Consider the following 25,823-nt stretch of genomic DNA (forward strand, 5'->3'; position numbering starts at 1 on the left):
ATGAATCAAAATCCAACTATAAGCGTTATAATTCCCTTATACAATGCTGCTAAAACAATAGTACAATCATTGAAAAGTGTATTAAACCAACATTATTCTAAAATTGAGATAATTATTGTAAATGATGGGAGTACAGACAATTCAAAGGAGATTGTCGAGGATTTTATTTTGCGAGAAAACTTACAGGAGAAAATTTTACTAATTGACAAAATAAATGGCGGCGTATCTAGCGCAAGAAATTTGGGAATAAAAAGATCTACTGGTGAATTGATCGCCTTACTTGATTCAGATGATGTATGGTTACCTGGTAAATTACATGCTCAAGTTGCAGCTCTAAAAAAATATGGAGTCGATTTCGTTGGAACTTTGCATAATAATCAAAGTTTGGCGTTTCCCTATAAGTTGGAGCATGACATTTACAAAGTTACTCTAAAAAAGATGTTAATTAAAATGGCTCCCTCAACGATAACATCATTATTTAAAAGGGAGCTTATTCAAAAAGCAGGGTTTTATGATGAAAAGCAAAAATATTCGGAAGACGCTAATTTATGGATGCGATTCGCCAAAAATGGTAAGATGATAATTTTGAATCAGAACTTTGCAATAGCAGGAGGTGGAAAGCCTCTATTTGGTCATAGCGGTCTTTCCGGAAATTTGAAAGGAATGTACTTGGGTGAGCTTAAAAATCTTAACGACATTCTCCGTTTGAAATATATAAATATATTACTGTATATTCTATTCGCTACTTACGTGACGTTTAAGTATTGGAGGAGGCAATTAATCGTGAAAATGAGAAGGTAATGATGTATAAAATATTTTGGATTCTAAGGGCGCTTTTTTATGCTCCTTTTTTTGGACGTTTTGGAATGCCAAGTTATATGGGGAGACCTACCTATCTTTCGAATGTCAGGCGCATTTTTGTAGGAAATAACGTCCGAATTTTTCCACATGTGAGAATGGAGGCTGTGGGGAAAGAAGGTCGTATTGTAATTGGAAATAATGTGGGTATCGGTCAAAACGTTCATATTACCAGTGGCTCGGAATTAAAAATCGGAGACGGCACTGCTATTTTAGCCAATGTATTTATAACTAATATAGATCATAGCTACGAAGAAATTGGTATCCCCGTTCTATCACAAAGAAATATTATTAAAACAACGGAAATTGGTTCAAATTGTTTCATTGGAATTGGGGCCGCAATTCAAGCGGGTACAATTCTTGGTATGCATTGCATCGTAGGAGCAAACTCTGTAGTAAGAGGTGTTTTTGATGATTATTGCGTAATTGTAGGCGCGCCAGCGAAAGTTGTAAAAAAATATAATCCCGAAAAAAAAGTTTGGGAGAAAATAGATAATTAAATGAAAAAAATTCTTATTACCGGAGGAGCCGGTTTTATTGGAAGTAATTTGGCATTAAGGCTGATACAAAGGGGTTATTACGTAACGGTTTTAGACAACCTGTCCCCACAGATACATGGGAGCAATCCTGAGACTACATCACCACTTTACAACAGTATAAAAAACAAGGTTCAATTTATTCGAGGAACAGTGACTTCAAAGCCCGATCTTGAAAAATCCTTGAAAGACCAAGACGTAATTGTGCACCTGGCTGCGGAAACAGGTACGGGTCAGTCTATGTATGAGATAGAAAAGTACACGAATGTCAATATCGGAGGAACAGCTTTAATGCTGGATATTCTGGCGAATCAATCCCATTCGGTGAAAAAGGTAGTAGTTGCGTCTTCCCGTTCCATTTACGGGGAAGGTAAATATCTTCATCCAAGTTATGGTGTTGTTTACCCAACCCATAGATCCGAGGCAGATATGCAGGCAGGTAATTTTGAAGTAAAATATAAGGACGATCAGGTTTTGAAATTGATGGCGACTGACGAGTTAGCCACCATACACCCATCATCGGTTTATGGAATTACTAAGCAAAACCAGGAACAGATGGTTATGACGGTATGCCCTACGCTTGGAATACAGCCCGTTGCGTTTAGATACCAAAATGTTTATGGTCCAGGCCAATCTCTTTCCAATCCTTACACTGGTATTTTATCTATCTTTTCCACTCAAATAAGAAATGGCAACCCCATTAATATTTTTGAGGATGGAAAAGAGAGCCGCGACTTTGTATTTATCGACGATGTGGTTGCTGCAACAATATTGGGCATCGAAAATGAAAAGGCAGGGGGTGAGGTTTTTAATGTAGGTCTGGGCAAGGCAGTTAATGTACTTTCTGTTGCCCAAGCCCTGATTAACAACTATGGGATAGACGTTCCGGTCCATATTACCGGTTCGTATCGCTTGGGTGATATCAGACATAATTTTGCAGATTTAACCAAAATCAGAACATTGCTTGGTTTTGAGCCATCTTTTACTTTCGATCAAGGCATTGCGCAATTTACCAATTGGGTGCTAACGCAGGAAGTACAGGAAGATAAGCTCACAAGATCCTTAGAGGAAATGGAAGCAAAAGGGCTGTATAATAAAAATAAAAGCAATGAATCTTAGGCAGGGCGTTGAAGGGAAAAGGATATTGTTTTTTTCAATTCAAACATTTCGTCTTGAACAGGAGATTACCAATAAGCTAACAGAAAATGGAGCTATTGTAACATATTTTGATGAACGCCCGTCTAACAGCAATTTTACCAAGGGGATTATTCGCTTAAAAAGAAAGATTTATCAGCAAAGAATTGATGAATATTATTCTAAAATATTGAAACAAATAGAACACGAAAGTTTTGATTACCTGTTTGTGAATCGTGGAGAGGTGATCACTGCTACTTTTCTGGAACAGTTTAAAAAGATTAATCCGCAATGCGAATTGATTTATTTTACATGGGATTCATTTTCTAACCACGGACACCCAACAACAATTCTTAAATATTTTGATAAAAGGTTTACGTTTGACCGCGAAGATGCTGTGAAATTTAATATCGGGTTTCGACCGTTGTTTTTTCTCGACAAGTTCCAAAATATTAGCAAAACCGACTCTGTAGAATATGTGTATGATCTTCTTTTTATTGGAACTGCTCATTCCGACAGATACGTCATCAGCAACAAATTAGTAAGTTGGTGTAAAATGAATAATCTTACATTTTTTACATACTATTTTATACATAGTAGGGCCGTATTTTTTTTTAAAAAGATATTTGATCAATCATTCAAACAGTTCGAATATAAAAAGATGAGCTTCAATAGTTTAAGTTCGGAACAAATAATTGATCTGTATAAAAAATCCAAGGTGGTTTTGGATATTAATCATCCAGGTCAAAAGGGACTTACCATGAGGACTTTTGAAGCTATTGGGGCGCGAAAAAAAGTGATAACTACGAATGCGGAAATAAAGCGATATCCTTTTTATAGTCCACAAAATTTCTTTATTATTGACAGAGATAATATTAAAATCGATTTGGATTTTTTTGTTTCGGATTATTATCCAATACCGGAGGCCCTTTACAAAAAATGCTCCATGGAAGGATGGCTGTCAGATTTGTTTTTAAAACCGGAATCGGAAGATTGGAAAACCTTGGTAGGTTAAACCATAAACCATCTGTAAAGGGTGAGTAATTTCGAAAGGTAACAATATATGCGAAAATCGGTTCCCATAGAGAAAATTAAAAAATGCGGTAAAAATTTTTATAAAATGGGCTTTGATAACTTTAAATGATGATAGCCAGGTAATACGATTTAGTATGGTAATAGGTTGATTAAAAAATAAAACCCATAGAGGTAAACGATTAAACTTAACTTTTCCTAAAAAAAAACTAATGAATAAGACAATTTTATTGGGACTTAATGAACTTAATTTTGATTATATCAAAAAATATACTGTATCTGGTCACTTACCTAACTTCAAGAAACTATTCTCGGAGTATGGTTATGCAGAAACGACCTCTGAAAGTAAATATGAGCTTTTAGAACCATGGATTCAATGGGTGACCATTCATACCGGAAAAACATACGATGAGCATAAGGTGTTTAGGTTGGGTGATATCGTTGATAGGAAAGATCTCACTCAATTATGGGAAATTGCTGAATCTAAAGGACACACCGTTGGCGCCGTTTCTCCTTTTAATGCTGATAATCGGCTGCGAAATCCGCTTTTTTTCGTTCCAGATCCCTGGACCAAGACACCGGCATCCGGTTCTAAGCTGTTAAAAGATCTCTCTGCAGCCGTGTCCCAATCTGTAAACGACAATGCTAGTGAAAAAGTTAACTCGTCTTCAGCCGTGGCTATTATAAAGTCGCTGATGACCTATGTCCCTTTTCGCGACAAATTTAAATACTTTGGTTTGTTATTGAAGGTGAAATCCAAAGTAGGTATAAAAGCGGCCATTTTGGATAGGCTCCTGGGTGATGTATTCGTATCAAACTGGAATAAGCATAAACCAGAATTTTCCTCGCTATTTTTAAATTCCGGCGCCCATTTTCAGCACCACTATATGTTCAATTCAAAAGTTTATGACGGAGAGTTTAAGAATCCCGAGTGGTATTGCCCTGCGGATCAAGATCCCCTATTATTGATTTTAAAAATTTATGACGACATTTTAGGGAAGTTGTTTAACACTACAGCACGGTTATTCATCGCAACTGGTTTACATCAGGAGCCTCACGGAAAAGTTACTTTTTACTGGCGTTTAAAAGAGCACGCCCGTTTTCTAGATCAAATAGGGGTGTCATATAAGGAAGTGTTACCCAGGATGTCTAGAGATTTTTTAGTTAAGTTTAATAGTGAAGAGGAAGCGAAGAATGCCGAGCAAATTCTGAAATCATTTGTTTCTCCGGAGGGGTCAGAGATTTTTAATGTTGATTACAGGGGGAATGAATTGTTTATTGAGTTGATTTATTCCAAAAACATAGATGACACATTTTTTATTAAATCAATCGAACTAAATCAAACTATAGAGGCGTTTAAGAAATACATATCCTTTGTGGCCATTAAAAATGGTCAACATCATGGCATCGGATACTTTATTGATACTAGTAGGAAGACACCGGAAATGGCAACTATGCCGTTAACCAATGTTTTTGAAATAATAAAAAATTCATTTTAGCTGTTGGGTCGGCAAATATGTAGAAACCTGTCGAAGAAGAAAATTATGAAGGTTGCGTGTATCTTTTTTACATTTATTTTGAGTTATTTTTATTCCAATGGTCAAGAGATCTTTTTGGCCAAGAACGGCCATTCAGAATATCAGATAGTAATACCGGAAAAGGCAACTCAAGTGGAAAAAATAGCGTCAAATGAACTGCAAAAATACTTAAGGCAGATAACCGGTACTTTCATTCCTGTTGTGTCGGAATTTAAACTCCGCAGGAAAAAAGAAATATTAGTAGGGAATGTAAGGGGTTATCGGGTGTCGGTTGATCACGAGGACGGTATTCTGATAAAGACGGCAAAAGATAAGCTAATTATTTCTGGAGGCCGAAGAAAAGGGGTGCTATATAGTGTTTATACCTTTTTGGAAGAATTTTTAGGTTGCCGTAGATATACTAAAGAGGTGAGTTTTATTCCATCAAACAGAAATCTTTCTATCGCTAATGACATAGATTTGAGCCGAAATCCAGCGTTTGATTATAGAAATGCGCTTTTCGAAGATGATATTGATAAAACATTTGCTGACTGGCATAAAATGAATTATTTCTTTGAAGACCGTATGTATCCAGCTCATTCCTTATCTTGGTTTTTACCGGCGGAAAAGTATTTTGTGCAGCATCCTGAATATTACGCGCTGATTAATGGTAAAAGAAATCCGGCTCAGGTTTGTTTTAGCAACCCTGACGTATTTAAAGTCGTCAAGGGTGTGTTGCAACATGAAATTAACGCAAGGCCTAACAACAAAGTATGGTCGGTAAGTCATCCGGATTATCCTTTCAGTTGTAGCTGTAATCTATGTAAACCTAAGCATGATAACGGGAATGGATTTATTGAAACACTGCTTCCCTTTGTGAACAAAATGGCTGACGCCTTTCCTGACAAGATTATCAGCACACTAGCGTATAACCAGTCAATGCTCCCGTCAAAAACCCTAAAGCCCCGGAAAAATGTTGAGATAATGTTTTGTTTCACGAACACTAATAGAATGCAGCCGCTCAAAACGGCGAATGACCCCCAGTCGGTGGCCTGTAGATCAGCATTAGCAAAGTGGCAGCAACAGACAGCCAATATTTTTATATGGGATTACGCAGCCAATTACTTTCACTCGATGTCCCCATTTCCTAATTGGTCCACATATCAAGATAACATACAGTTCTTTAGAAGCCTGTCGATAAAGCAAGTTTTTGAACAAGGTACTGGACGTCAAAAAAGTGAGTTTTCTGAACTTCGCTCTTATTTGTTGGCAAAGCTTTTATGGAACCCAGAGCTGGATGTGGATAATACAATAAATGAATTTTTAAATGCCTATTACGGTCCGGCTTCGGGATATTTAAAAAAGTATCTGGATTTGATAAGCAAGTTTGCAAGAGCGGGCAGTTCTGCCGTTCCCATTACTGAATATAGTAGCCCCCTGGCTGCTCGTCAAACTTATCTAAGCAATCAGCACCTTCGGGATTACAATCAAATATTCGATAGTGCAGAAAGGGCTGTAAAAGATAATAGGACATTTTTAAACCGCGTTAAAAAAGAACGCTTAGCATTATCCTATGCGGAAATCGAAATTGGAAAGGAAAATCTAAAGCGACAAAAAAATATAACTTCTACAGCAGCATTACAAAACAAAGTTGCTTCATTCTCTGCTAACGCGAAGTTACTCGGCGTTTCTTTTTTGTCGTTTGGCGAACGATCTCCCGATCAATACAAAATGCAAACCTTTTCCGAAATAAATAGCAAATAAATGGCAGAAAAACAAATAAATCGACCACAGATTCTAAGCTGTGATCTTCATAACGACAAAAGGGGCACATTGACATTTGCTAATAAATTTGACATGCGTGCTGTGAAACGTTTCTATATGATCAGCCACCCATCAACAAAAGTAGTTAGGGCCTGGCAGGGGCATAAAGTGGAGCAAAAGTGGTTTTTCGTAATCAAGGGTAGGTTTCATCTGAATTTGGTTGAGCCAGATGACTGGGCTCAGCCCTCTGAGAATCTTAAACCTGAGGTATTCGATCTCGATAGTCAACAACCGAGCATACTTTATGTTCCGGGAGGCTTTGCTACGGGGTTCAAAGCATTGGAGCCCGAATCTCAAATAATGGTTTTTTCGGACTGTTCAGTAGAGGAGTCAAGAAAAGATGATTACAGATTTGACGATGGGCTTTGGGTGGATTGGCACAATTGCTAAGGAAATTAATTGTAGTCTTGTTTATATAACTAACTATTATTAGAATATCGTTAAAAGTAATTCTTACGCGTAATCTTAATTCAGTTATCAGGACTAGCAAATACTTATATTTGCTGCCCAAGTATTTTAAATATATCAATGAAAACAGCATTAATTAGCGGTATCACCGGCCAGGATGGGGCTTATTTAGCAGAGTTCCTTTTAAAAAAAGGATATGATGTGCATGGCATAAAACGCCGGACTTCTTTGTTTAATACGGATCGTATCGATCATTTATACGAGGATCCACACGAAGAAAATAAGAAGCTTACGCTTCACTATGGGGATTTAACTGACTCCATGAACCTGACGCGCATTATACAAGAAGTGCAGCCGGATGAGATCTACAACCTGGCGGCTATGAGCCATGTTAAAGTTAGTTTTGATACGCCCGAATACACAGCTAATGCCGATGGTATTGGAACCCTCCGCATTCTGGAAGCTGTTCGGCTTTTAAATCTGACTGGGAAAACAAGAATTTACCAGGCTTCTACGTCTGAATTGTACGGGTTGGTCCAGGAAGTGCCTCAAAAAGAAACGACACCTTTTTATCCGCGCTCGCCCTATGCAGTAGCTAAACTCTACGGATACTGGATCACAGTTAACTACAGGGAGGCTTATGGTATGCATGCCAGCAACGGTATTTTGTTTAACCATGAATCGCCGATACGGGGGGAGACTTTTGTTACACGTAAAATCACCCGTGCTATCAGTCGCATTGCGCTGAATGCACAAAGCAAATTATACCTTGGCAATCTCGATGCGCAGCGCGACTGGGGCCATGCCAAAGACTATGTGAAAGCCATGTACCTGATTTTGCAACAGGATAAAGCGGATGATTATGTTATCGCAACCGGCGTAACCACTACGGTAAGGGACTTTGTAAAAAAATCCTTCGCTTATGTGGGCGTTACGGTTCGAAGCGAAGGCGAGGGTGTAAAGGAAAAGATTTTAATCGATAGCATCGATGAAACTGTCTTCAGTGAAAAAGCGGGAAGCGATTACCTGGATGCGTTTAAAAAGAGAATCAATGAAGTGGTGGCAGAAGTGGATCCAAGGTATTTCAGGCCAACAGAAGTTGAGTTGCTGATAGGCGATCCGACTAAATCAAAAGAGGTATTGGGATGGACGCCGGAATATGATCTGGACGGTTTGATAAAAGATATGATGCAGTCTGACGTACACCTGATGAAGAAAAATGATTTATTGAAACGTAATAACTATGCGGCGTTGAATTATTATGAATAAGACGGATAAAATATATGTGGCGGGGCACAGGGGACTGGTGGGCTCCGCAATATGGAAAAACCTGCAGGAAAAGGGATATACCAATCTGGTCGGAAGAACCAGTAAAGAACTGGATTTAAAAAATGCTGAAGCCACTTCAGCATTTTTTAATGCAGAAAAACCGGATTATGTGATACTTTCAGCGGCCCGTGTGGGAGGTATTGTGGCGAATAATGTTTACAGGGCTGATTTCATTCATGAAAACCTGGCTATACAGCAAAATGTCATCGACAATTGCTATAGAACCGGCGTAAAAAAGCTGCTGTTTTTGGGCAGCACCTGCATTTATCCCAAAGATGCCCCTCAGCCCATTAAAGAAGATAGCCTGTTGACGGGGCCTTTGGAAATTACCAATGAGCCGTATGCTATTGCCAAAATTGCGGGGATCAAAGCTACGGAAAGCTTCAACCTGCAATATGGTACGAACTATATTTCGGCGATGCCTACTAATTTATATGGGCCCAATGATAATTTCAATCTCGAAAAAAGCCATGTGCTGCCGGCTTTGATCCGGAAGTTTTTATTGGCTAACTGGCTGAAGTTAGAGAACTGGATGGCGATTAAAGGGGATTTGGATAAGCGGCCCATTGAGGGTGTCAATGGCAGTTCAAATCACCAGGAAATAATAAGCGTTTTGGCCAGGTATGGCGTAACCTCGCAGTCAGTAGAAATTTGGGGCAGCGGCCAGCCGCTGCGGGAATTTTTGTGGAGCGAAGACATGGCCGATGCCTGTGTTTTTTTAATGGAGCGGATTGATTTTTCTGACCTGAGAAAAGATGCGTCGCAAAAGCGGAATTTTCATATTAATATCGGTACCGGCCGGGAAATCTCAATTAAAGGGCTTGCAGAGCTTATCAAAGAAAAAATCGGTTACACTGGCGACATTGTATTTAATAGGGATAAGCCCGACGGAACGATGCGCAAGCTTACCGACGTTAGCAAAATTCATGCGCTGGGGTGGCAACATTCTGTTGATATTGATGAAGGGATTTCGAAGATATTAAGCTGGTATTTGTAGCCATCAATTATTAATCATCCTCCTTCAATAACTTCGTCAGCTGCAAGGTAATGATCCGTTTTACAGGACGAACAAAGAGGCGTACAAAATGGCTTTTGGGGGCCATGGCTTCCATGTTTTCCAGCACGGAAACGACTTCAATATAGATCATCACGTAGAGCATGATGTCTCCAAACAGCCAGGCAAACTGGCGGCCCAATTGTTCGCTCGAAACGGTAACGATATTTAAAATGACAGCCGCCACGATCACACAGCCGCCATATTGCAACAGTTTGATGACGGACTGGCGCAGGCGGCCCGATGTCCGCTGCTGGCCCGTAAAAGCGGCTTTTAAGATGCCGAAAACAAAATCAAGTAAAAAGACAACGAGCAGCCAGCTCAGCAGGTAGCCGTCCGGCCAGTAGTGTATAAAAGGTTTCATGGTGTTGGTTAGTTGGGGGTGCATAAATGATGAATTAAAAAGCCAAACAAACTGCCTTACGGGGCAGCTTGTTGGCGGGGCAGGAGGGCTTAGATGGTGGCTCTCCTGCTTTCCACTTCAGCAATAAAAGCGGCGGTTTCTTCCAGCTCGCGTTCAACCCGCTGCAAGTCCAGCTCTTTTTCGAGCAGGGCCACGTCGCCATAATTATTGCGACGGGTTTCCAGCAGGAAAATGCTGTACTCGGCGCGGATCTTCTTGTTCTGGTTTTCTACCTTCAGGTTGCCTTCCGGCAGGCCTGCGATGATAGAATCCAGCACTTCAAGTTCCGCCTGTTTACCGGCAAGCTCCGCAGCAATGCTGACTGATTGGTCGGCATACTGTTGCTTCTGACGGCCGAGGGAAAGCTTTTTCCACTCCAGGTCTTGCTGTTCTTTGGTAGCGATGCTTAGTACCGCATCGCAGTCGCTCACGCTGGTGAGCTGCTGTACTGAATAGTCTGGCATAAAGGTGTTTTTTAAAGTGAAACAATAGGGCAAACCTACAGCCGCCAACAGCCGTTTAGCGCAGCCGTTGGGGCTTTTTAGAAGTTTTTAGCAATTGCGGAAATGAAGAGGCTTCACAGTGGATGCGGTCAAAACGCCCTGCCGGCAAGGATTTGAGGCCATCGTGTAAACATCGGCCCACCTTATTGTGACAAAATTTTTTGTTACACTTTAAAAACGTAACAAAAAAAATGTCACAAATTTGTGACACAGTTGAAATTTTTTTTCAAAAATGTAACAAATCAAAAAACGCGTGATGACCGGCGCGAAGATCTTAACCGGTCATTGCAGATGCGATAAAAAAATACGGCTATAAAGATTTACAAAATCTCCGGCTCGCAGGGGTTGCTTCGGCCGCTTTGAAAAGTTGAATTCGATTTTGCTTTAGATAATATTTTGTTAAACGCCTTTTTATTAGAATAATTTCAATACGAGTGAGTATTGTTTGGTTTGGTTAGAATATTTCAAATGATATATTTGCGTCTGATTAAAACGATGCTTATATGAAAAACATTCAATTAACCAGCTTGCAGCAGTTAGGGATTTTTCCCCAAAGCCTGCATTACCAGTTATCCTCCACTCAATTACAGACCCATGCCATGAATCAAAAAGGGGGAGTACTCAGCAGCACCGGCGCCTTAGTTATTCGTACCGGTAAATTTACAGGCCGCTCACCAAAAGATAAGTTTATTGTGCAGGACGATCTGACAAAAGAGACTGTGGATTGGAACGAGTTTAATAATCCTATTTCTACCGACCAATTTGAGGTAATATTTCAGGCCTCCATCAGCTTTTTAAATAGCCACCCGCAATTATATATTAATGATGTTTACGCGGGTGCTGATAAAGACCACCGAATCAGTTTCCGCATCATCAACCAATTGCCAGCGATGAGTTTGTTTGTAGCCAATATGTTTATCGCGCTCAGTAGTCAGTTGCCACCGTTCACTGAACCCGACTGGCATGTGTTAGTTGCTCCGGATCTGGAGCTTAACCCGGAAAAATGCGGCACACGGCAATCCAACGCAACGGTCATCAATTTTAAAAGAAAAATTATAATTATTGCCGGTTCGGGCTACACCGGCGAAATAAAAAAATCTGTATTTACGGTTTTGAACTACCTGCTTCCATTACAAAAAAAGGTATTAAGTATGCATTGTGCTGCCAACCAGGGTGCAGATGGCGCTACAGCACTTTTTTTTGGTTTAAGCGGCACCGGCAAAACCACCTTAAGTACCGACCCTTTAAGAAAGCTAATTGGTGATGATGAACATGGATGGTCGGCAAAAGGGATTTTTAACTTTGAGGGGGGATGCTATGCAAAGTGTATGAAGCTCGATGGTAATAAAGAACCGGCTATCTTCAATGCGATCAAAGCAGGCGCTATCGTAGAGAACACCCCTTTTTTCAAAAACACAAATCAAATTAATTTCGATAGCGATGCCATTACGGAGAATACCAGGGTTTCTTACCCCTTATCGCATATAAGTAACCGGGTGATACACGGCACAGGTAAAGCGCCAAAACATATCATCTTTCTCACTTGTGATGCTTTTGGAGTATTGCCTCCGCTATCCAGGCTTACGCAACAACAGGCTATCTATTACTTTTTAAATGGTTACACCGCCAAAATTGCGGGTACAGAAGCGGGGATAAAAGAACCCAAACCAACCTTCAGCGCCTGTTTTGGCGCGCCATTTATGCCTTTGGCGCCGATGGTCTACGCGGGCTTACTCCAGGAAAAATTAAATCACCATAAAGTAAAAGTATGGATGGTAAATACCGGCTGGGCGGGCGGCCGATATGGGGTCGGCCAACGTATACCGTTGGCATTTTCTAGGCTCATGGTTACCGCCATTTTAAGCAACAGTTTGGATCATGTATCCTTTACGCAGGAAAGTTGCTTTCGTTTAAATGTTCCCGATTACTGCCCGGACGTACCGCGTGAAATGCTGTTGCCCAGAAACTCCTGGGACAACCAGGAAGCTTACTTTTTACAGGCTAACGAATTAATTACTCATTTTGAAGCGAATTACCAACGGGTGATTCAACCTAAAGGTGTAATCCCAGCCGGGTTGCCTATGGGCCGTTAGCAGCGAATTTATAATATTATAATAATGGAATCGTCGCAATTCGCAAATAAAAGTGATAAGCAGCTATCTGTTTTTAGGTTTTAACTTGCTGTGCATATGCATGGCGTGTTGTTGTTCGAAATGGTGCATCGATAACTTGTAGGCAGTTATAAATTCTCCACCCGGATTGAAAGTGTCAAGCGTATATAGCAACTGCCTTTCAATTAATGTCAGTAGCTTCCATTCTGTTGTTTTAGGATTGGCACTTTTTAGAAATAGCTGTGTGATAAGGAGTTTGTTTTCCAGCTGTTTCAACTTTTGGCGCAACTTAGACAGTTGCATGCTTAGCCTCATAGCTTTCGAAGCAGACTTTTTTGCCTGGGCTTGCAATAAATGCTGCGCTCTTTGCCTATGTTTTTGTTGAATTGCCATTAGTTTTTTGCAAGGCGCAGATGGGTGCTGCTCATTTTCTGCTAGTAAAAGTTGAATTTTAGAAAGTTTCTCAAACGCACCGGGAGGTAACGATCTCCTGCCTCTTTCATACATATTAAATAACGGCCTGCTAACGCCTAAAATAACAGCAAATTCTTCCTGGGTAAAACCCAGGGTTTTTCTGAGGTTTTTCATAAGCTAGTGTTTTATGGCGTGTATAATGCGCGGAGCCAATCATCGGAGCTGTGACATGAATGCTGTTTATTATATTTTGAATAGACTCAACTTCACGTTATATCAGAAAATCGTTACCTGCGTTATTTTCAGGGGTATCGTGCCTTACTTGCAGCAACATCACCGGGTATTCCAAAATGTTGGAAGCAGGTGTTTTTTTCTACAGGATAAAATTCTGATTCTAAAATTGTATTTATGATAACAGCATTCCGGTAAGGCCCCAGGCTAAGATCAGCAGCATTAAATCCATGGGTATGTAACTCTGCATGTTGAATGAATATAAGATTTTGGTCATCCAGGGAATAGTTGCGATTGACCAGTAATGGTTCTCTGACGAGGTTTTTCCAACGATCAGGAAATGCAAACAGGCTGCTGTCGATACAACATTTGTAGCCGGTCGCCAATATAATGGCGTCGGCGTTGATTTTGAAATGCCTTTTCAAAGCGTTATGGTAAAATTTTAATTCGTAGGTACTGTCTGGCTTTTGTGAAAGGTTTTCCAGTTCGCTATGGGCCTGGATATGTATGTGAGGGGCTGCTCCTTCACTCTGCATTTCATATAAGCGGTCATGAATGCTGTTCAATAAATTATGATTGATGCCTTTGTATAAGCTTTGTTGCAGCGGAAGGAGTTGATGCTTTTTTGCTAAGTCAAGTTGGTAAAAGAAATCGATATAATCGGGCGAGGCCATTTCGTAGGCAAATTTTGTCTGCTCCATAGGAAAGAAGCGGTCATTTCTGGTATGCCATGAAATTTTTGTTTGGCTTAGGTTGGCGTCTTCCAGCAGATCATAAAATATTTCTGCTGCGCTTTGTCCCGACCCCACGATTACAACATGGCGCCGGTTGTTTAAGGTGGGTTTTACCTGGAGATATCTTGATGAGTGAAATACCTCATCATTTAACCTGGGCTTTATCGCCGATGGAACAGACGGGCGCGAGCCAGTCCCCATAACTATTTTTTTCGCCTTGAAGAGCTCCTTACGGCCTGTCAAAACATTGAGGCAAGTGACTTCGAACATTCCTTTTTCTTCAATGTAAGCAATCTTGATAGCTTTTCGATTAAAGTAAAGATTAGACAAGGAACCTGCCACCCACTTACAATAGTTGTTGTATTCGTTACGGGTAATGTATGCCTGCTCGTGGATACCAAAACGCAGTAAACGCTGGTGCTTTTTCAGATAGTTCAAATAGGTGAATGCGCTGCGTGGATCAGCCAGTGTGACAAGATCGGCAAGATAGGGTACTTGTAAAGTAGTGCCGGGGATCAACATGCCTTCATGCCAGTTAAAGAAAGGCTTTTGATCTACAAACGCAGTCTTCAAATTTCTGATTGGCTGGCATAGCGCTGCTAAACCTAAATTAAATGGACCTAAGCCGACGCCGAGGATGTCGTAAGTATATTTCATCGTTTTTTTAATTTATCGTACAGGGTTGAAAAGAAAATAGTAAGGCTGGTGATGATAATTATAGCAAAACCCAGCTCAATCCCCCTAAGTTGCCGGTATCCGAAAATGATCATACACCAACACACCAATAGCCATTGAATGAAATAGACAGCAGTTACGTTTTTACTTAAAATCTGCAGTAACGAGTTCTGATTTTTGAAGACCCATTTACCAGATATAAAAGAGCAAATACAGACAAACAGGACTGCGGACGCAACATGGATTATGGTACCGGCCGGCCCCAGCCGGTAAAAATTGGAATGCCATGACACCGGCTCCCAATGCAGCAGGAGACTGCCTGCCAATATCATAACGACTGCAATCATACAAACGAGGCTTAAATGTCTTTTTTTATCAGTCGTTTCTGTAAACCGGTGAAAGAGCATTCCTGCTAAGGGATAAGCCAGCCAGGGAAACAAAGGGAAGAAGCAGGTAGGGGGCATCCCATTCAGCAAAGAAACAAAACTGCCAAGTGGGTGGGATAGTGGTGATAGTTGCCACGTTAACGGTGACAACAGTATTACCGCCGCAAATAGGACGGGCACTACCTTGCTGTGTGGTGTTGTTGCCCGCATGAGCAGGGCGCCAATAAAATAAGAAATTGCGGCTAATTGAAGGATGTCACCTATCATAAGCAGATGCAGCATGCCTTGCCAATCTCGCCCAATATTATTTATTTCGAAAAAACTATCTGGCAGCAGGCCTGCGCAGAATAAAAGGTCAAATTTTAGAAAGTTTAAAAGATAACCCATCAGGAGCAACCAAATGCTTTTGGAGCAAATCCACGCCATTGACTTTCTGCCTCCTTGAGCGATACTCCAGCCCATGGCCACCATAAAAACAGGAGCTCCCACAAATTCCGCAACAAATGCTAGTAATTGTCCGAGTGTAGTGTCTATTATTTCGCCCGGAGCATAAAATAATGCGCTATGAACGACGGGAAGGGTGAGCAGTGAAATGCCCCTTGCCATATCAATGGCAAAATTTCGGTTTTTCATACTTAGTATTTTGAAAGTTTAAAAAAGGAGGGTCAAATAGATAGCTATTTACTGATATTTAAAAGCAGTTTTGTCGTGGATATATAAACTGGCTTTTTTTTCAGGTAGCTCGATATACTTTAGAAATCTAAAGCCAACACGCTCCGCTAACCGGCATGCATTTGTATTTAAATGGTCGGGTTCTGCAAGTACTTTTTCAACCCCAACTTGTACAAAAAGGTATCGCAAAACCGCCCACAGTAAGACCTCTGAAAAATCCTTGGGCACTTGTTTGAACATTTGAAAAATCTCCTTGTAAGGTGCTATGAGAAAATGAACGCCGTATTCGTTGGGAGAAGCTTTATAATATTTTATAAGTATATCCTTCCAGACGGGATATAAGTCAGCAAATCCAACGGGCTGTCCATTGCAAAAAAGCATGACAGGAGCGTGCTCAAATGTTTTGACCATTTTATGATAATAAGCTTTAAGTTCCTCTAGGGATCCGGGCATTGCCCAAAACCGCGCGCTATAGGGTTGATTACACCAGCGATGAAGTATTTTACTATGCCCTTCAACACTAAATGTTTTGATTTGGAGCAACCACTCGCCACATCTAAACTGGTAAATTGCTTCATTACCGGTGATGCGTGTAATGTCCTCAGGTAATACAATACCTTCAAATAGTTGGTAGATTTTCTTTTTCATAAGCTGTTAGTTTTGAGAAATAATCTCAGGTGTATATTGTTTATACAACGCTACATCTTGATAATGTTGTAGTTTTATATATAACTTATTGCAATGTATTGTGAGTTGGCGGTATATGGTATGTCCTGAAAGACATTTTCATTGTCGCTCGCGACAATTATTTGAAACCATTTTAGAGAAAGCAAATTTTTTAACCAAAACGATCTTATATGAAACTCTTTGATATCAGCGCTTTGAAAGGCCAGCGGCTCGAGTGGGCCGATAGCATGCCAAACAGGTATAAGGGGATCGTTCTGCCACAGGCATCCTTGCACGTCGTGCAAGGGGGATTCGGAAATATGGTATTTCAAAAAATTCAACGTCCTAAGTATGCTCTTTGGTTTAGTAACTATGAAATCAACAAAAGAATTCAAACACACAGCCGTGCAGAGATACCATTTATAGAGCTGAGTCTTTTATTACAAAGCAATATTTCCTATTCATCCTCTGCAGGGAAAATACGGCATCGGCAATGGCAATTTAATTTGATCAACGCTCTTTCGATGGATAACCGCGCGTTGTTTGAGAAAGATTGTTATTACACAACATTGGATATCCACCTTGAGCGTTCCTATCTGTATGCTTTATTTGAATTATTCCCCGATCTGTTAGGCCCCTTTATTGCTGCTGTCGAATCTAAAAAAGAGGTTTACCTCTTTGATAAACATATATACGCCACACTTCAAATGTTGCAAACAACAGAGCTCATAACGTTTCTAATCAGCCAGCCGCAGATCAATGCTATTTTACTCGATCAGTGCGTAACGTTATTGTTAGGTTTTGCAGTCAGCTGTAAAATAGAAATGGCGAGTAGCCATTTTCGTTACGATAAAAAGCAGGAGTTGGAGCGCCGCTTACAAGCTGTTTTATCGCATTTACTTTCGGACCTAAGGACCTTTAAAGGCGTTCGCAATTATGCACGAACGGCCGGAATGAGTGAAACTTATTTGAAGCAACATTTTAAACAACATTTCAAGAAAACCCTTCGTGAAACCTGGAATAAGGAGCGGCTGTCTCGCTGTTTTATGGAAGTGGTTTCTACAACAAAGACATTTGAAGAGATTGCTTTTGACTATGGCTTTAGCGACAGCTCCGCCTTTTATAAGAGTTTCAAAAGGTATTATCAATTTCCCCCCAATTTTTACAGAAAAACAGTCGGCCCCGAATAAACAAGGTAACTATCTAAAAACGGCAAAAAATAAAATGTCGTCCGGGACAAGCCAATTTTTTTCTATTTGGCGAACTTAGAAATAAAGGGTACGGGATTTTCCAGATCCATTATTCCTATCAAAAAAACAGGAGGTGCCGAACACCTGTAGAAAAAAGTAGGCATATTAATCACCTCCATTGTCTTAAGTTAAGGCTGTGGAACACATGTCGGTATTGGCCAATAGTCGACTCATATTTATCATTTATTAAAATTTAAAATCATGAGAAAAAAATATTTAATTCCGGGAGTGGGCGCAATTGCGCTAGCTATTTGTTTAGTATCATTTACATCAAGCCCGACTGTAGTCACTGATCAGTTTTGGGTATTGAAGGACGGTGCAACTATCAGCACAGACCCATCTGATTATGAGCCAGGAGCGTCGCCCTGTGCCGGTAGTACAGAATTCTGCGGTTTTCTTGCACCGGAAGATGGCGTTTCTAATGAGCCAGTTATTTCCGGTTTGACAGAGCAGGATCTTGACGATCTTAGCGATAATCCCAACGACCCTGTCAATAGTTCCGGAAAAATTTCTTACAGAAACTAAACTGGGTAAAAGGTAGGTTCAACCTACCTTTTGTTTTGAGTTATTCCGGTATGAAAGATGACTTCCTGAGGCAACAAAAATGCGTAATGGGTACTTCCGGGTTCAAGTGTAAAAATGCGGTCACCTATTTTCCTTCGAACTGTTATTTTTTGAGAATCGTAACTGTTGATTCTTCTTATATCGATCCATCTGCTCATGCCTCGGAAGCATAGTTCTTTTCTGCGCTCCGCTAACAAAATCACTAAAGCGTCCTCCTTGTTTCCTGCCGATCGAGGCTTAAATGTGGTATTGTCATATCTTTTTATTAAGAGGTCATTTAACACCTGCAGCCCTTCAGAGTAAGTTCCCTTACGAATAAGTGCCTCAGCTTTGATTAGATATAATTCGTCTGTCGCAAGCCCGCAAAACAGTACCCCGGGGTTGGGGTATCCATTATAGGCTGATTTTAGAGTAAACGTTTCAGTTGCTGCCGATTTGAAAAATATATATTTGCGGAGATCCGAAGAATCAAACATAGACATAAGATTACTATCAATTCGCATCCGGGAAACATTTAGTAATGGCGCCGTTGCAAGCTCTCCATGCCATATGACTTCTTCATTATAAAGGGGGATGACATTCATTGCAGTAAGCGACAATTGGTTAAAATCAAGAAGTTGGGGTTGCGTTTTTAACGCTTTTTCTGCATAAATGAATGCGTTTTCATAGTCTGCCATTATTAAGTATACTTGAGCGAGGGCTGCTTCTGCCGCTGTACGCGAAGGTCGTAGTAACGGGTTTGCAGCTGTAGGTAAAAATAAAATAGCATCCTTCAAATCCTTAATTATTTGGTTGAAATTTTGTTCCAGCGTTGGTCTTGAAATAACTTCATTTATATCTGAACTTAATTTAATGGGGACGCCAAGCTCTGCTGAAGCTGTCTGACGATTGTAAGGCATCGCATAAATCTGCGTTAGAAGCAATGAAGTATAGGCCCTATAAAATAAAGCCTCGCCCTTTAAAGCATTTTGTTGGATTTCAGAAAATCCTGAAGCCGAGACCTCGCCTATATAGTCCAGCACTGTATTAGCAGCTGATATACGTCTGTAATTTGCCATCCACTGATTTGCAGGGTCTGCTGATTCATGCTCTAAACCCCACGTGTAGGCACTTTTATGCTCGTCGCCAATAAAAGCTTCAAAAATTTGGTCGGGGATAAAATAGTCATCACTTGCCATAGCGCCCACAAAAGGGTAATTGGTGCTCATAGTGAAGGTGTTGTCCAATAGACTTCTCAACTGCTGCATATCGTAAATTGTGGATAGCGTTTTGTCGGGCGTGGCGTCAAGATATTTTTGACAGCCACTTAAGAGACCTATCCAAGCCGCACTAAAAAGGAAAATAGTAAGTCTTAACATTTTATATTTTTTTTGATTGATTAGAGTTTATTTGTATGAACTTATAACGATGTTAGTATGCTTTTTTTGTGGGTTAACTTTTTGGCTGGCTGAACGGGCATCATCAAAAGTTCACAGAGCATCCAATGGTATATGAGACGGGCGGAGGGGGGCTTTCGATAAACTCTGGATCTGCTCCATTTTTATCAGCCTTCCAGATGATTCCCAGATTGCTTATGTATAAGTATATGCGAGCTTGCCTTTGTGGATGCCGCAAAGAAGTAGGAAGCTCATAGTTGCATTGTATATCGTTAAATCGAAGATGGTCTGCTTTATAAACAGTGGCTGCAGAATTAAGGAAAAATCTGTCCCGATAGCTGTCAGTGGGGTAAACCAAGGACGGGATTTGTGTGCGCAGCTCATCACCTGGTGTCTGCCAGCGTTTTAAAAAGTCAGCATTGGTGCGTCCTCCTGCGAATAACTCTGTGTAGCTTAAACCACGCCGACGAATATAATAGCCCAGCCGGTAAATGAAATTACATGATAGAGATAAACTTTTATAAGAAAATGTATTGCGAAGGGCGCCAAATTGGGTGGGCGTTGCACTACCACTGATTTCCAAGTCATTCAGTGTGGCTGGTCGTGTCATTTCGCGATAATTTTCGCTTAGTTCACCGTTTAGATAGCCGCGTGGATTGCCGTTTTCGGGGTTTAATCCCGCCCACTTAAGACTAATGATATGGTAAGGTGGCTGGCCAACTAAAGGCCTCATAACAGTTCCATTGGAGATCAAAGAGCGAGGCTCTCTTTCATAAAGCATCTCTGTTACTTTTACCTTATTCAGAGAATAAATCAGATTCGTCTGCCATTTAAATGCAGCATTTATATTTATGGTATTTATGCTCAAATCCCATCCGTAGCCCTTCATCGTCGCACTATTTTTTTCCAGGGTATTAAACCCAGTCTGAGTGATATCTACAGGAACGGGGGCTATGACATCTGTTGACTTTTTGATGTAATATTCCAAAGAGCCACTAAGCCGTTGATCAGTTGTCGCAAAATCGAAGCCTGTATTGAACATTCCTATTTGCTCCCATCTTAGATTGGAATTTGAAACATTGTCGATGGCTGCATAAGGCAAATTGCTTAGCCGATGTCGATTGATTTGAGTAAACTCCAAAGTGGTAACGGCAGGAATGGCATTGTTGACGTTTCCGCTATATCCATAAGTGAGCCTATATTTAAGCGTGGGTAACCAGCTTATGTTATAAAAGCTTTCGTTTGAGATATTCCAGGAAAAACCGGAAGACCAAAGCGGCTTCCATTTGTTATTAGTGGCGACGCCCAGTATATTAGAAGCGTCTCTGCGGGCACTGCCGGAAAAGATATATCGATGGTCATATTCATACGATGCATTTGCGTAAAGCGACACCATTCGATCATCCAGTCCGGTTAAGTTCAGGTTGGAAGGAATACGGGGATCATAAGGTAGCCCAAACAGAATGGGATGTGAAGCGGCATAATCCACCGGAATGCTGGTGAGGTTTTCACTACTTCCATAGACGCGAAATGATTCTCCTTCCCTGATTGTCTTTTTCACTTCTGCTCCAGTAATGGCATTCAACGAGTGTTTACTAATGCGATGGTTAAAATTTAGCTGCCCTCGTGCGGCATGGGAATAAAGGCGCTGATGATTAAAATCTCTGATCGTGCCGCGCGGGACGGCCCGTTCCAATCCAGATTCGGTGATAGTTGTGTAAAGATTTATAAGGTTGCGGGTATAATATTGCTCCTCTGTATAGATATTCTTTGCTTCAACAGTCGCTGAGTTAAACTGATAGATGGCCTCAGCTTTTAAAAATTTGGTCAACTGCCAAGAGGGGTTGACGACAAACAGGACATCTTTTTGACTGGTTCGATTGTCTGCATTTTGTAATTCATCCAATGGGTAGTAACGCCAATCCAAAAGCCTGCCACCTCCTGCGGTGTCCTTAAAGAGCGTCCGGAAATCTTTTACCCAGGGTAATGACTTGCCCTCGCTGTCAACCAATTGGAGGTATGGATAATTTACCCGATTTCCAATATCAGGTTCATGCCAATTGGTTATTGCCTGACTGAAAGTGACCTGGCTTTTCATAAGGATCGAAAGCCGCGGCAAGGGTTGTATTGATAGCGTAGAGTGAATTGTTATTCTATCGTTCATATTATTGACACGATTATCATGGGTTTTGTCATAACCTGCTGCTAATCTGAAAGAGGATTTACGGCCGCCCCCTGACATTGATAAAGCATATTGTTGTTCCCATTTCCTGCGGTAGAAATATTTAGCCATATCGCGGCGAAGATCTAACTGTCTAAGAGGTTCTATTTGTGACATTGCTTCATCCTCGCTAATTAAACCCAATCGTTTCTGGGAGAGTATTTCCACGACCGGGGAGATAATCTGCCGATCGCTTACGTCGGCTAAATCGGAGTCGTAAAAGCCTTTATCAAAAAGAAAACGTTCCATGTCTATAAAAGCGGAAGTAGGCATTTGAGGTATATAGAATAGGTTGGGCTTTTGTTGCGTGGTGGTGTTTACGTTCAATTGAAATCGTAAAGGCTGATTTATTTTTGATGTTTTAGTCGTGATAACAATGACCCCATTCCCAGCTTTTGCTCCCCAAATGGAAGCAGCGGCAGCATCTCTCAATAACGTTACAGACTCCACATCATTTGGGTTAATATTTTCAATATCGCCTTCATAAGGGAAATTGTCTACAACTATGAGTGGCCGACTAGTTTTAGCGTTGTTGGTTAACGTTCCGATGCCGCGTATCGTCAGTGGTGGCCGCCCATTTTCCTTGTCGAAAAGCAGACTGGCAGCTACCCCGTTGAGCCGGTTTAAAACATTCGCTCCTGTCGCTCTGTTGAATAAAGCACTATCTACAACAACAAAAGATCCCGTACTCCGCTCTCGGGGCAAAGTCTGATAACCGGTACTAACAACCACTTCCTGTAAAACAGTGTGGTGTGGTAATAGAAAAATAGACAATTCTTCATTGCTGCGCTCTATAATGCAAAACTTAGATTTATAATGAACAGAGGTCAACGCCAGGCTATCCCCAATATTTGCTAGAATTTTAAAATAGCCATCGCTGTTTGTTACCGTATTAACGCCTGTTGATACATTTTTAACAGTGACATATGGAACAGGAGTGTTTGTCGTTTCGTCTTTAACAACACCCCCGTAAATAGCTTGGGAGTAAGATGCTAATAAGGAGCAAAGCAGGATTACGGTTAGTATCATTTGTTTGATCATGAATAAGCTTTTAGTTTGATTTATAATTTAGTGCCTAATATCTTTTATGACAACGATAGGTAAGCTACGTTGGACGGGTATCAACGTCAACCCAATTTTCCGCAGCGCCATTTGTAAGGAAGCTGATGAAAACTCTGGTTCAATATCAAGTTGAATATCGACCGGAGTTGTATCATTAGCTTCGCTAACAATTACCGGCCTGTGTTCTCCAAATTTTCCAGCATTCAATATTTTAATAAATTCAGACATTGGTTTGTTGCTTACGACTAATCGAGGATTGGAAGGAGTAGGTCGTTTGGTTAAGGGGCGCCCTCCCGAAGATTTTAAATTATGCAATGCAAGACTGTCATATTTGAGAAGGAAGCATGCAATTAAGCTGTCTTTATAAGAGATAGAAAGTTGCGTGGCACTGCCGAGATTAGCACACATTTCCTTTTTGAAAAGTTCTCTATTATAGGAGGGGTGTAAAATTGCTTCATAACAAAGTCTTTCAGGTTGGGATACTTCGGTAGGGGATATATTGACTTTGTTTGTATAAATGAAAAAGCGGTTAGCTGGCAACTTCAGGCCTACGAGCAGCATTTGTAGTAAATTCATGTTGATAAAGTATTTTCTCAACCTGTTTTTACTTATTTCAACTGACCCGTAAAGAATATTCTTACTGATGGGCAACGGCCCGGTTACAACTGTTTGTGCAAAAAATCTGGATGAATCAGGGGATTGAAGTAGTAAAGGTGATGTTGGTTCGTATTCAACGTAATCATTTTTTAAAGGAAGATTTAATGGGTTGCCGTCATACCAATTGGACAATTGATTATAGGTGACTTCAGTGGCATTGGTAATGGCCTGAATTTGGTTATCCTTAATCCAAATTGTATGCGGCACAGAAATGTGTGGAAATAAATGGTGCAGCGACGTGTCAGATGACAGAAGGATCACATTCTGTCTGTTAAATCTCTTCTGGATGGAGCTCCTTTCGTCGCCGGGTCCCTCTAAAATCCATACAGCTTTCAATTGGGGGAATTTTGACTGCATCAGTTCTGTTTGCCTTATTGCCGTAATACAGGAACTGCAGTGGGAGGAGATAAACGTAATCAGCGTCGGTTGTTTAAACAAGTCCTGGTCGGATATACGGTCTTTGAAATACTGATGCATAAAAGATGAGACCGAGCTTCCGAGCGTTAATCGTGTCGTCCCTTCCTGGGCTTTTAAGAAAAGGCATAAGAAAGCCACTACGCTTGTGAGCGCTATTTTTTTCATTGGTAGAAATTGTATAGTTATTTTAAAAATGGGCCGGGCAGGTTAGATTGTATCCATGAGAAAAATACAATAACCTGGAATGGTCACAGCATGTCGACCCCGGCCCTGTGATATCATGGCAGAAAAAATTTGAAACAAGTTACTGCGGCTGCCGCGGTTTGCAGGCAAATAGGAAAGCCGTTTTAGCTTGATGACTTCGGGTGCAGAAAATGCTTTGATGGTATGCAATGGGTTGGCTCATTCCAGTTAGATTAATGAGTCATTGGTTCGGCGCTTTTTTTAATTAGGGGAAAAAAAGTAGCGTGGTGCCCAACTTACCGCTTTTGAGGTCCTGAGAAACCCTGCAACGAATAAGAGAGCCCACGCCGTAACGTGGGCATTCAACCTATCATCTCGTTGCATTGTGAAATTTCTCAGGTTTCAAAAGCGAGACTCTAGCGAATGCTTCAAATGCGTTTATGAAGTAGTCGCAAAATTATTTATTAGATCAAATATATGAAAAAGTTTATAAAATGCGGATTTGCGTCCGCAATATTCTTTTTATAAGGGCTTTTTTTTGTCGAATGCGGGAGCTAAGCGTCGATATTTGTAACTACATCAAAAAAGAATGGATCTCAAAATGGAAAGGTTCTATTCGTTCTTTTGCAGACGCCCACGACGTTGATGAAAAGACCGTTAGACAAATAATGGGTATCGAAGAAAAAGACTACCAAATAAATTTATACACGCTCGAAAATATGTGTAGATCGAGAGAAATCTCTCTTTCTGAGTTTTTCCAATACATTAAAAGGTGATTTTTTGGAAATAGATTTTATGGGCAGCAACCCTACAATTCCTGTCCGGCGTCGAGCTGATTTTCGATAGCCTTGTCCGGTAAAACTATCTGCCCAAAATAAATGAGGTTATAGGTTAGTAAACCGCCTAATACCATACCTACAAAAAAGAAGATAAAAATTGCTGTCGACCTCGTTTTATGGAGCCGCTTGTAGTGTTCCAGTTCTTCCGATTCGTCAAAAAGATAATGTTGCATAAGTCAGTTTTGTGTCATTGAATTTAAGTAATTCCCAAGAAACTTCCTGCTATAAATGGAGGACAACAATTTGTCAATGTCGAAATTGCCGATAATTTTTTATATCTTTATTTTCCGCTAACTGAAATGAGCCTAACCTATTGAAATATTGAGCACATCTAAGTTGGAATCTGAAAAGTATTCGCTGCGGTACCGAAACTTATTTTTCTTTTTTTCGTTTGAACAGCATGGGTATGTCTAGACAATTTGGCAAATATTGTTTTGGTCGTTGGCGTAAGCCGTCGATATTTATTTAAACGTTTTCATAGATTAGCAAAGCCCGACCTTTTCTAGGGGAGGGCTAATTTTATTTCATGCTGAGACATTATACGGTGATTATCGCGAGGCTCACAATGCTAAAATGGTCTGTTTATATTTTGAGGCCGGATATTTTTAGACAAACACACATCAGCTGAAATAATCCGAAATAATTTGACCACATTTCTTCGACAATGGTGTACAGCTACCATTGGATTCTTCCCAACATTCATTTTGAAGATTATAGCTGAGGGCTACTTTTTTGTCTTCCACTAAAACTACATAGCAGCAATCTTT

23 protein-coding genes are annotated in these 25,823 nt (G+C 40.6%); 13 read left to right on the forward strand and 10 right to left on the reverse strand.

What is annotated here, in order from left to right:
- The 9 genes from ABDK00_RS08300 to ABDK00_RS08340 all read left to right on the forward strand — a co-directional run bounded on the left by ABDK00_RS08300 (window position 1) and on the right by ABDK00_RS08340 (window position 9,635).
- Window positions 1-801, forward strand: a complete 801-nt coding sequence (locus ABDK00_RS08300; protein WP_346238515.1) for a glycosyltransferase family A protein — start codon at window positions 1-3, stop codon at window positions 799-801.
- A complete protein-coding gene (locus ABDK00_RS08305; protein WP_346238514.1) occupies window positions 801-1,358 on the forward strand; it encodes an acyltransferase in 558 nt (185 codons plus the stop codon). The genes ABDK00_RS08300 and ABDK00_RS08305 overlap by 1 nt, the downstream gene beginning before the upstream one ends.
- Window positions 1,359-2,513 (forward strand): NAD-dependent epimerase/dehydratase family protein, encoded by a 1,155-nt coding sequence (locus ABDK00_RS08310; RefSeq protein WP_346238513.1) that lies wholly within the window; start codon window positions 1,359-1,361, stop codon window positions 2,511-2,513.
- Window positions 2,503-3,543 (forward strand): hypothetical protein, encoded by a 1,041-nt coding sequence (locus tag ABDK00_RS08315; RefSeq protein ID WP_346238512.1) that lies wholly within the window; start codon window positions 2,503-2,505, stop codon window positions 3,541-3,543. Before ABDK00_RS08310 ends, ABDK00_RS08315 begins: the two co-directional genes overlap by 11 nt.
- Before the next feature lie 229 nt (window positions 3,544-3,772).
- Window positions 3,773-5,059: a hypothetical protein gene (locus ABDK00_RS08320; protein ID WP_346238511.1), complete on the forward strand. Its 1,287-nt coding sequence runs from the start codon at window positions 3,773-3,775 to the stop codon at window positions 5,057-5,059.
- A gap of 45 nt (window positions 5,060-5,104) precedes the next feature.
- The gene (locus tag ABDK00_RS08325) at window positions 5,105-6,841 is read left to right on the forward strand and encodes a DUF4838 domain-containing protein (RefSeq protein WP_346238510.1); all 1,737 of its coding nucleotides are present in this window, start codon (window positions 5,105-5,107) and stop codon (window positions 6,839-6,841) included.
- Window positions 6,842-7,291 carry a WxcM-like domain-containing protein gene (locus tag ABDK00_RS08330; RefSeq protein WP_346238509.1) on the forward strand — a complete coding sequence of 150 codons (450 nt, stop codon included), beginning with the start codon at window positions 6,842-6,844 and terminating at the stop codon, window positions 7,289-7,291.
- Window positions 7,292-7,429: 138 nt separating this feature from the next.
- Window positions 7,430-8,578, forward strand: a complete 1,149-nt coding sequence (gene gmd / locus ABDK00_RS08335) for a GDP-mannose 4,6-dehydratase (RefSeq protein ID WP_346238508.1) — start codon at window positions 7,430-7,432, stop codon at window positions 8,576-8,578.
- Window positions 8,571-9,635, forward strand: coding sequence for a GDP-L-fucose synthase (locus ABDK00_RS08340; protein ID WP_346238507.1), 1,065 nt, complete (start codon window positions 8,571-8,573; stop codon window positions 9,633-9,635). The genes gmd and ABDK00_RS08340 overlap by 8 nt, the downstream gene beginning before the upstream one ends.
- Window positions 9,636-9,645: 10 nt before the next feature.
- Here ABDK00_RS08340 and ABDK00_RS08345 read toward each other — a convergent pair whose 3' ends face one another.
- Window positions 9,646-10,080 carry a phage holin family protein gene (locus tag ABDK00_RS08345; protein WP_346238506.1) on the reverse strand — a complete coding sequence of 145 codons (435 nt, stop codon included), beginning with the start codon at window positions 10,078-10,080 and terminating at the stop codon, window positions 9,646-9,648.
- Between the two features lie 65 nt (window positions 10,081-10,145).
- The gene (locus ABDK00_RS08350; RefSeq protein ID WP_346238505.1) at window positions 10,146-10,559 is read right to left on the reverse strand and encodes a hypothetical protein; all 414 of its coding nucleotides are present in this window, start codon (window positions 10,557-10,559) and stop codon (window positions 10,146-10,148) included.
- Window positions 10,560-11,101: 542 nt separating this feature from the next.
- Between ABDK00_RS08350 and pckA the strand changes: the two genes are divergently transcribed.
- Complete coding sequence (gene pckA, locus ABDK00_RS08355) at window positions 11,102-12,691, forward strand: phosphoenolpyruvate carboxykinase (ATP) (RefSeq protein WP_346238504.1); 1,590 nt, start codon at window positions 11,102-11,104, stop codon at window positions 12,689-12,691.
- A gap of 63 nt (window positions 12,692-12,754) precedes the next feature.
- Here the strand turns inward: pckA and ABDK00_RS08360 are convergent, their stop codons facing one another.
- The 4 genes from ABDK00_RS08360 to ABDK00_RS08375 form a co-directional block, all read right to left on the reverse strand.
- A complete protein-coding gene (locus ABDK00_RS08360; RefSeq protein ID WP_346238503.1) occupies window positions 12,755-13,297 on the reverse strand; it encodes a helix-turn-helix transcriptional regulator in 543 nt (180 codons plus the stop codon).
- A 128-nt stretch (window positions 13,298-13,425) separates the two neighbouring features.
- Window positions 13,426-14,745 carry a lysine N(6)-hydroxylase/L-ornithine N(5)-oxygenase family protein gene (locus ABDK00_RS08365; protein ID WP_346238502.1) on the reverse strand — a complete coding sequence of 440 codons (1,320 nt, stop codon included), beginning with the start codon at window positions 14,743-14,745 and terminating at the stop codon, window positions 13,426-13,428.
- Window positions 14,742-15,782, reverse strand: a complete 1,041-nt coding sequence (locus ABDK00_RS08370) for a heparan-alpha-glucosaminide N-acetyltransferase domain-containing protein (protein WP_346238501.1) — start codon at window positions 15,780-15,782, stop codon at window positions 14,742-14,744. Before ABDK00_RS08370 ends, ABDK00_RS08365 begins: the two co-directional genes overlap by 4 nt.
- A 48-nt stretch (window positions 15,783-15,830) precedes the next feature.
- Window positions 15,831-16,469, reverse strand: a complete 639-nt coding sequence (locus ABDK00_RS08375) for a GNAT family N-acetyltransferase (protein WP_346238500.1) — start codon at window positions 16,467-16,469, stop codon at window positions 15,831-15,833.
- A 209-nt stretch (window positions 16,470-16,678) separates the two neighbouring features.
- Here ABDK00_RS08375 and ABDK00_RS08380 point away from each other — a divergent pair, with 209 nt between their 5' ends.
- Together ABDK00_RS08380 and ABDK00_RS08385 are read left to right on the forward strand one after the other, a co-directional pair.
- Window positions 16,679-17,677, forward strand: a complete 999-nt coding sequence (locus ABDK00_RS08380) for an AraC family transcriptional regulator (RefSeq protein ID WP_346238499.1) — start codon at window positions 16,679-16,681, stop codon at window positions 17,675-17,677.
- A gap of 261 nt (window positions 17,678-17,938) precedes the next feature.
- Window positions 17,939-18,262: a hypothetical protein gene (locus ABDK00_RS08385; RefSeq protein ID WP_346238498.1), complete on the forward strand. Its 324-nt coding sequence runs from the start codon at window positions 17,939-17,941 to the stop codon at window positions 18,260-18,262.
- A gap of 23 nt (window positions 18,263-18,285) precedes the next feature.
- Here the strand turns inward: ABDK00_RS08385 and ABDK00_RS08390 are convergent, their stop codons facing one another.
- From ABDK00_RS08390 to ABDK00_RS08400, 3 genes are all read right to left on the reverse strand, one after another.
- Entirely contained in the window at window positions 18,286-19,659 is a 1,374-nt protein-coding gene (locus ABDK00_RS08390; RefSeq protein WP_346238497.1) for a RagB/SusD family nutrient uptake outer membrane protein, read from the reverse strand.
- A gap of 103 nt (window positions 19,660-19,762) precedes the next feature.
- Entirely contained in the window at window positions 19,763-22,939 is a 3,177-nt protein-coding gene (locus tag ABDK00_RS08395) for a SusC/RagA family TonB-linked outer membrane protein (protein ID WP_346238496.1), read from the reverse strand.
- 27 nt (window positions 22,940-22,966) lie between these two features.
- Complete coding sequence (locus ABDK00_RS08400; protein WP_346238495.1) at window positions 22,967-24,199, reverse strand: hypothetical protein; 1,233 nt, start codon at window positions 24,197-24,199, stop codon at window positions 22,967-22,969.
- A 563-nt stretch (window positions 24,200-24,762) separates the two neighbouring features.
- On the opposite strand from ABDK00_RS08400, the gene ABDK00_RS08405 reads away from it, so the two are divergent.
- The gene (locus tag ABDK00_RS08405; protein WP_346238494.1) at window positions 24,763-24,993 is read left to right on the forward strand and encodes a hypothetical protein; all 231 of its coding nucleotides are present in this window, start codon (window positions 24,763-24,765) and stop codon (window positions 24,991-24,993) included.
- A gap of 32 nt (window positions 24,994-25,025) precedes the next feature.
- Here ABDK00_RS08405 and ABDK00_RS08410 read toward each other — a convergent pair whose 3' ends face one another.
- A complete protein-coding gene (locus tag ABDK00_RS08410; RefSeq protein WP_346238493.1) occupies window positions 25,026-25,229 on the reverse strand; it encodes a hypothetical protein in 204 nt (67 codons plus the stop codon).
- Between the last annotated feature and the right edge of the window lie 594 nt (window positions 25,230-25,823).

The sequence above is a fragment of the Niabella insulisoli genome (assembly GCF_039652435.2).
In the GTDB taxonomy this organism is placed as follows: Bacteria; Bacteroidota; Bacteroidia; order Chitinophagales; family Chitinophagaceae; genus Niabella; species Niabella insulamsoli.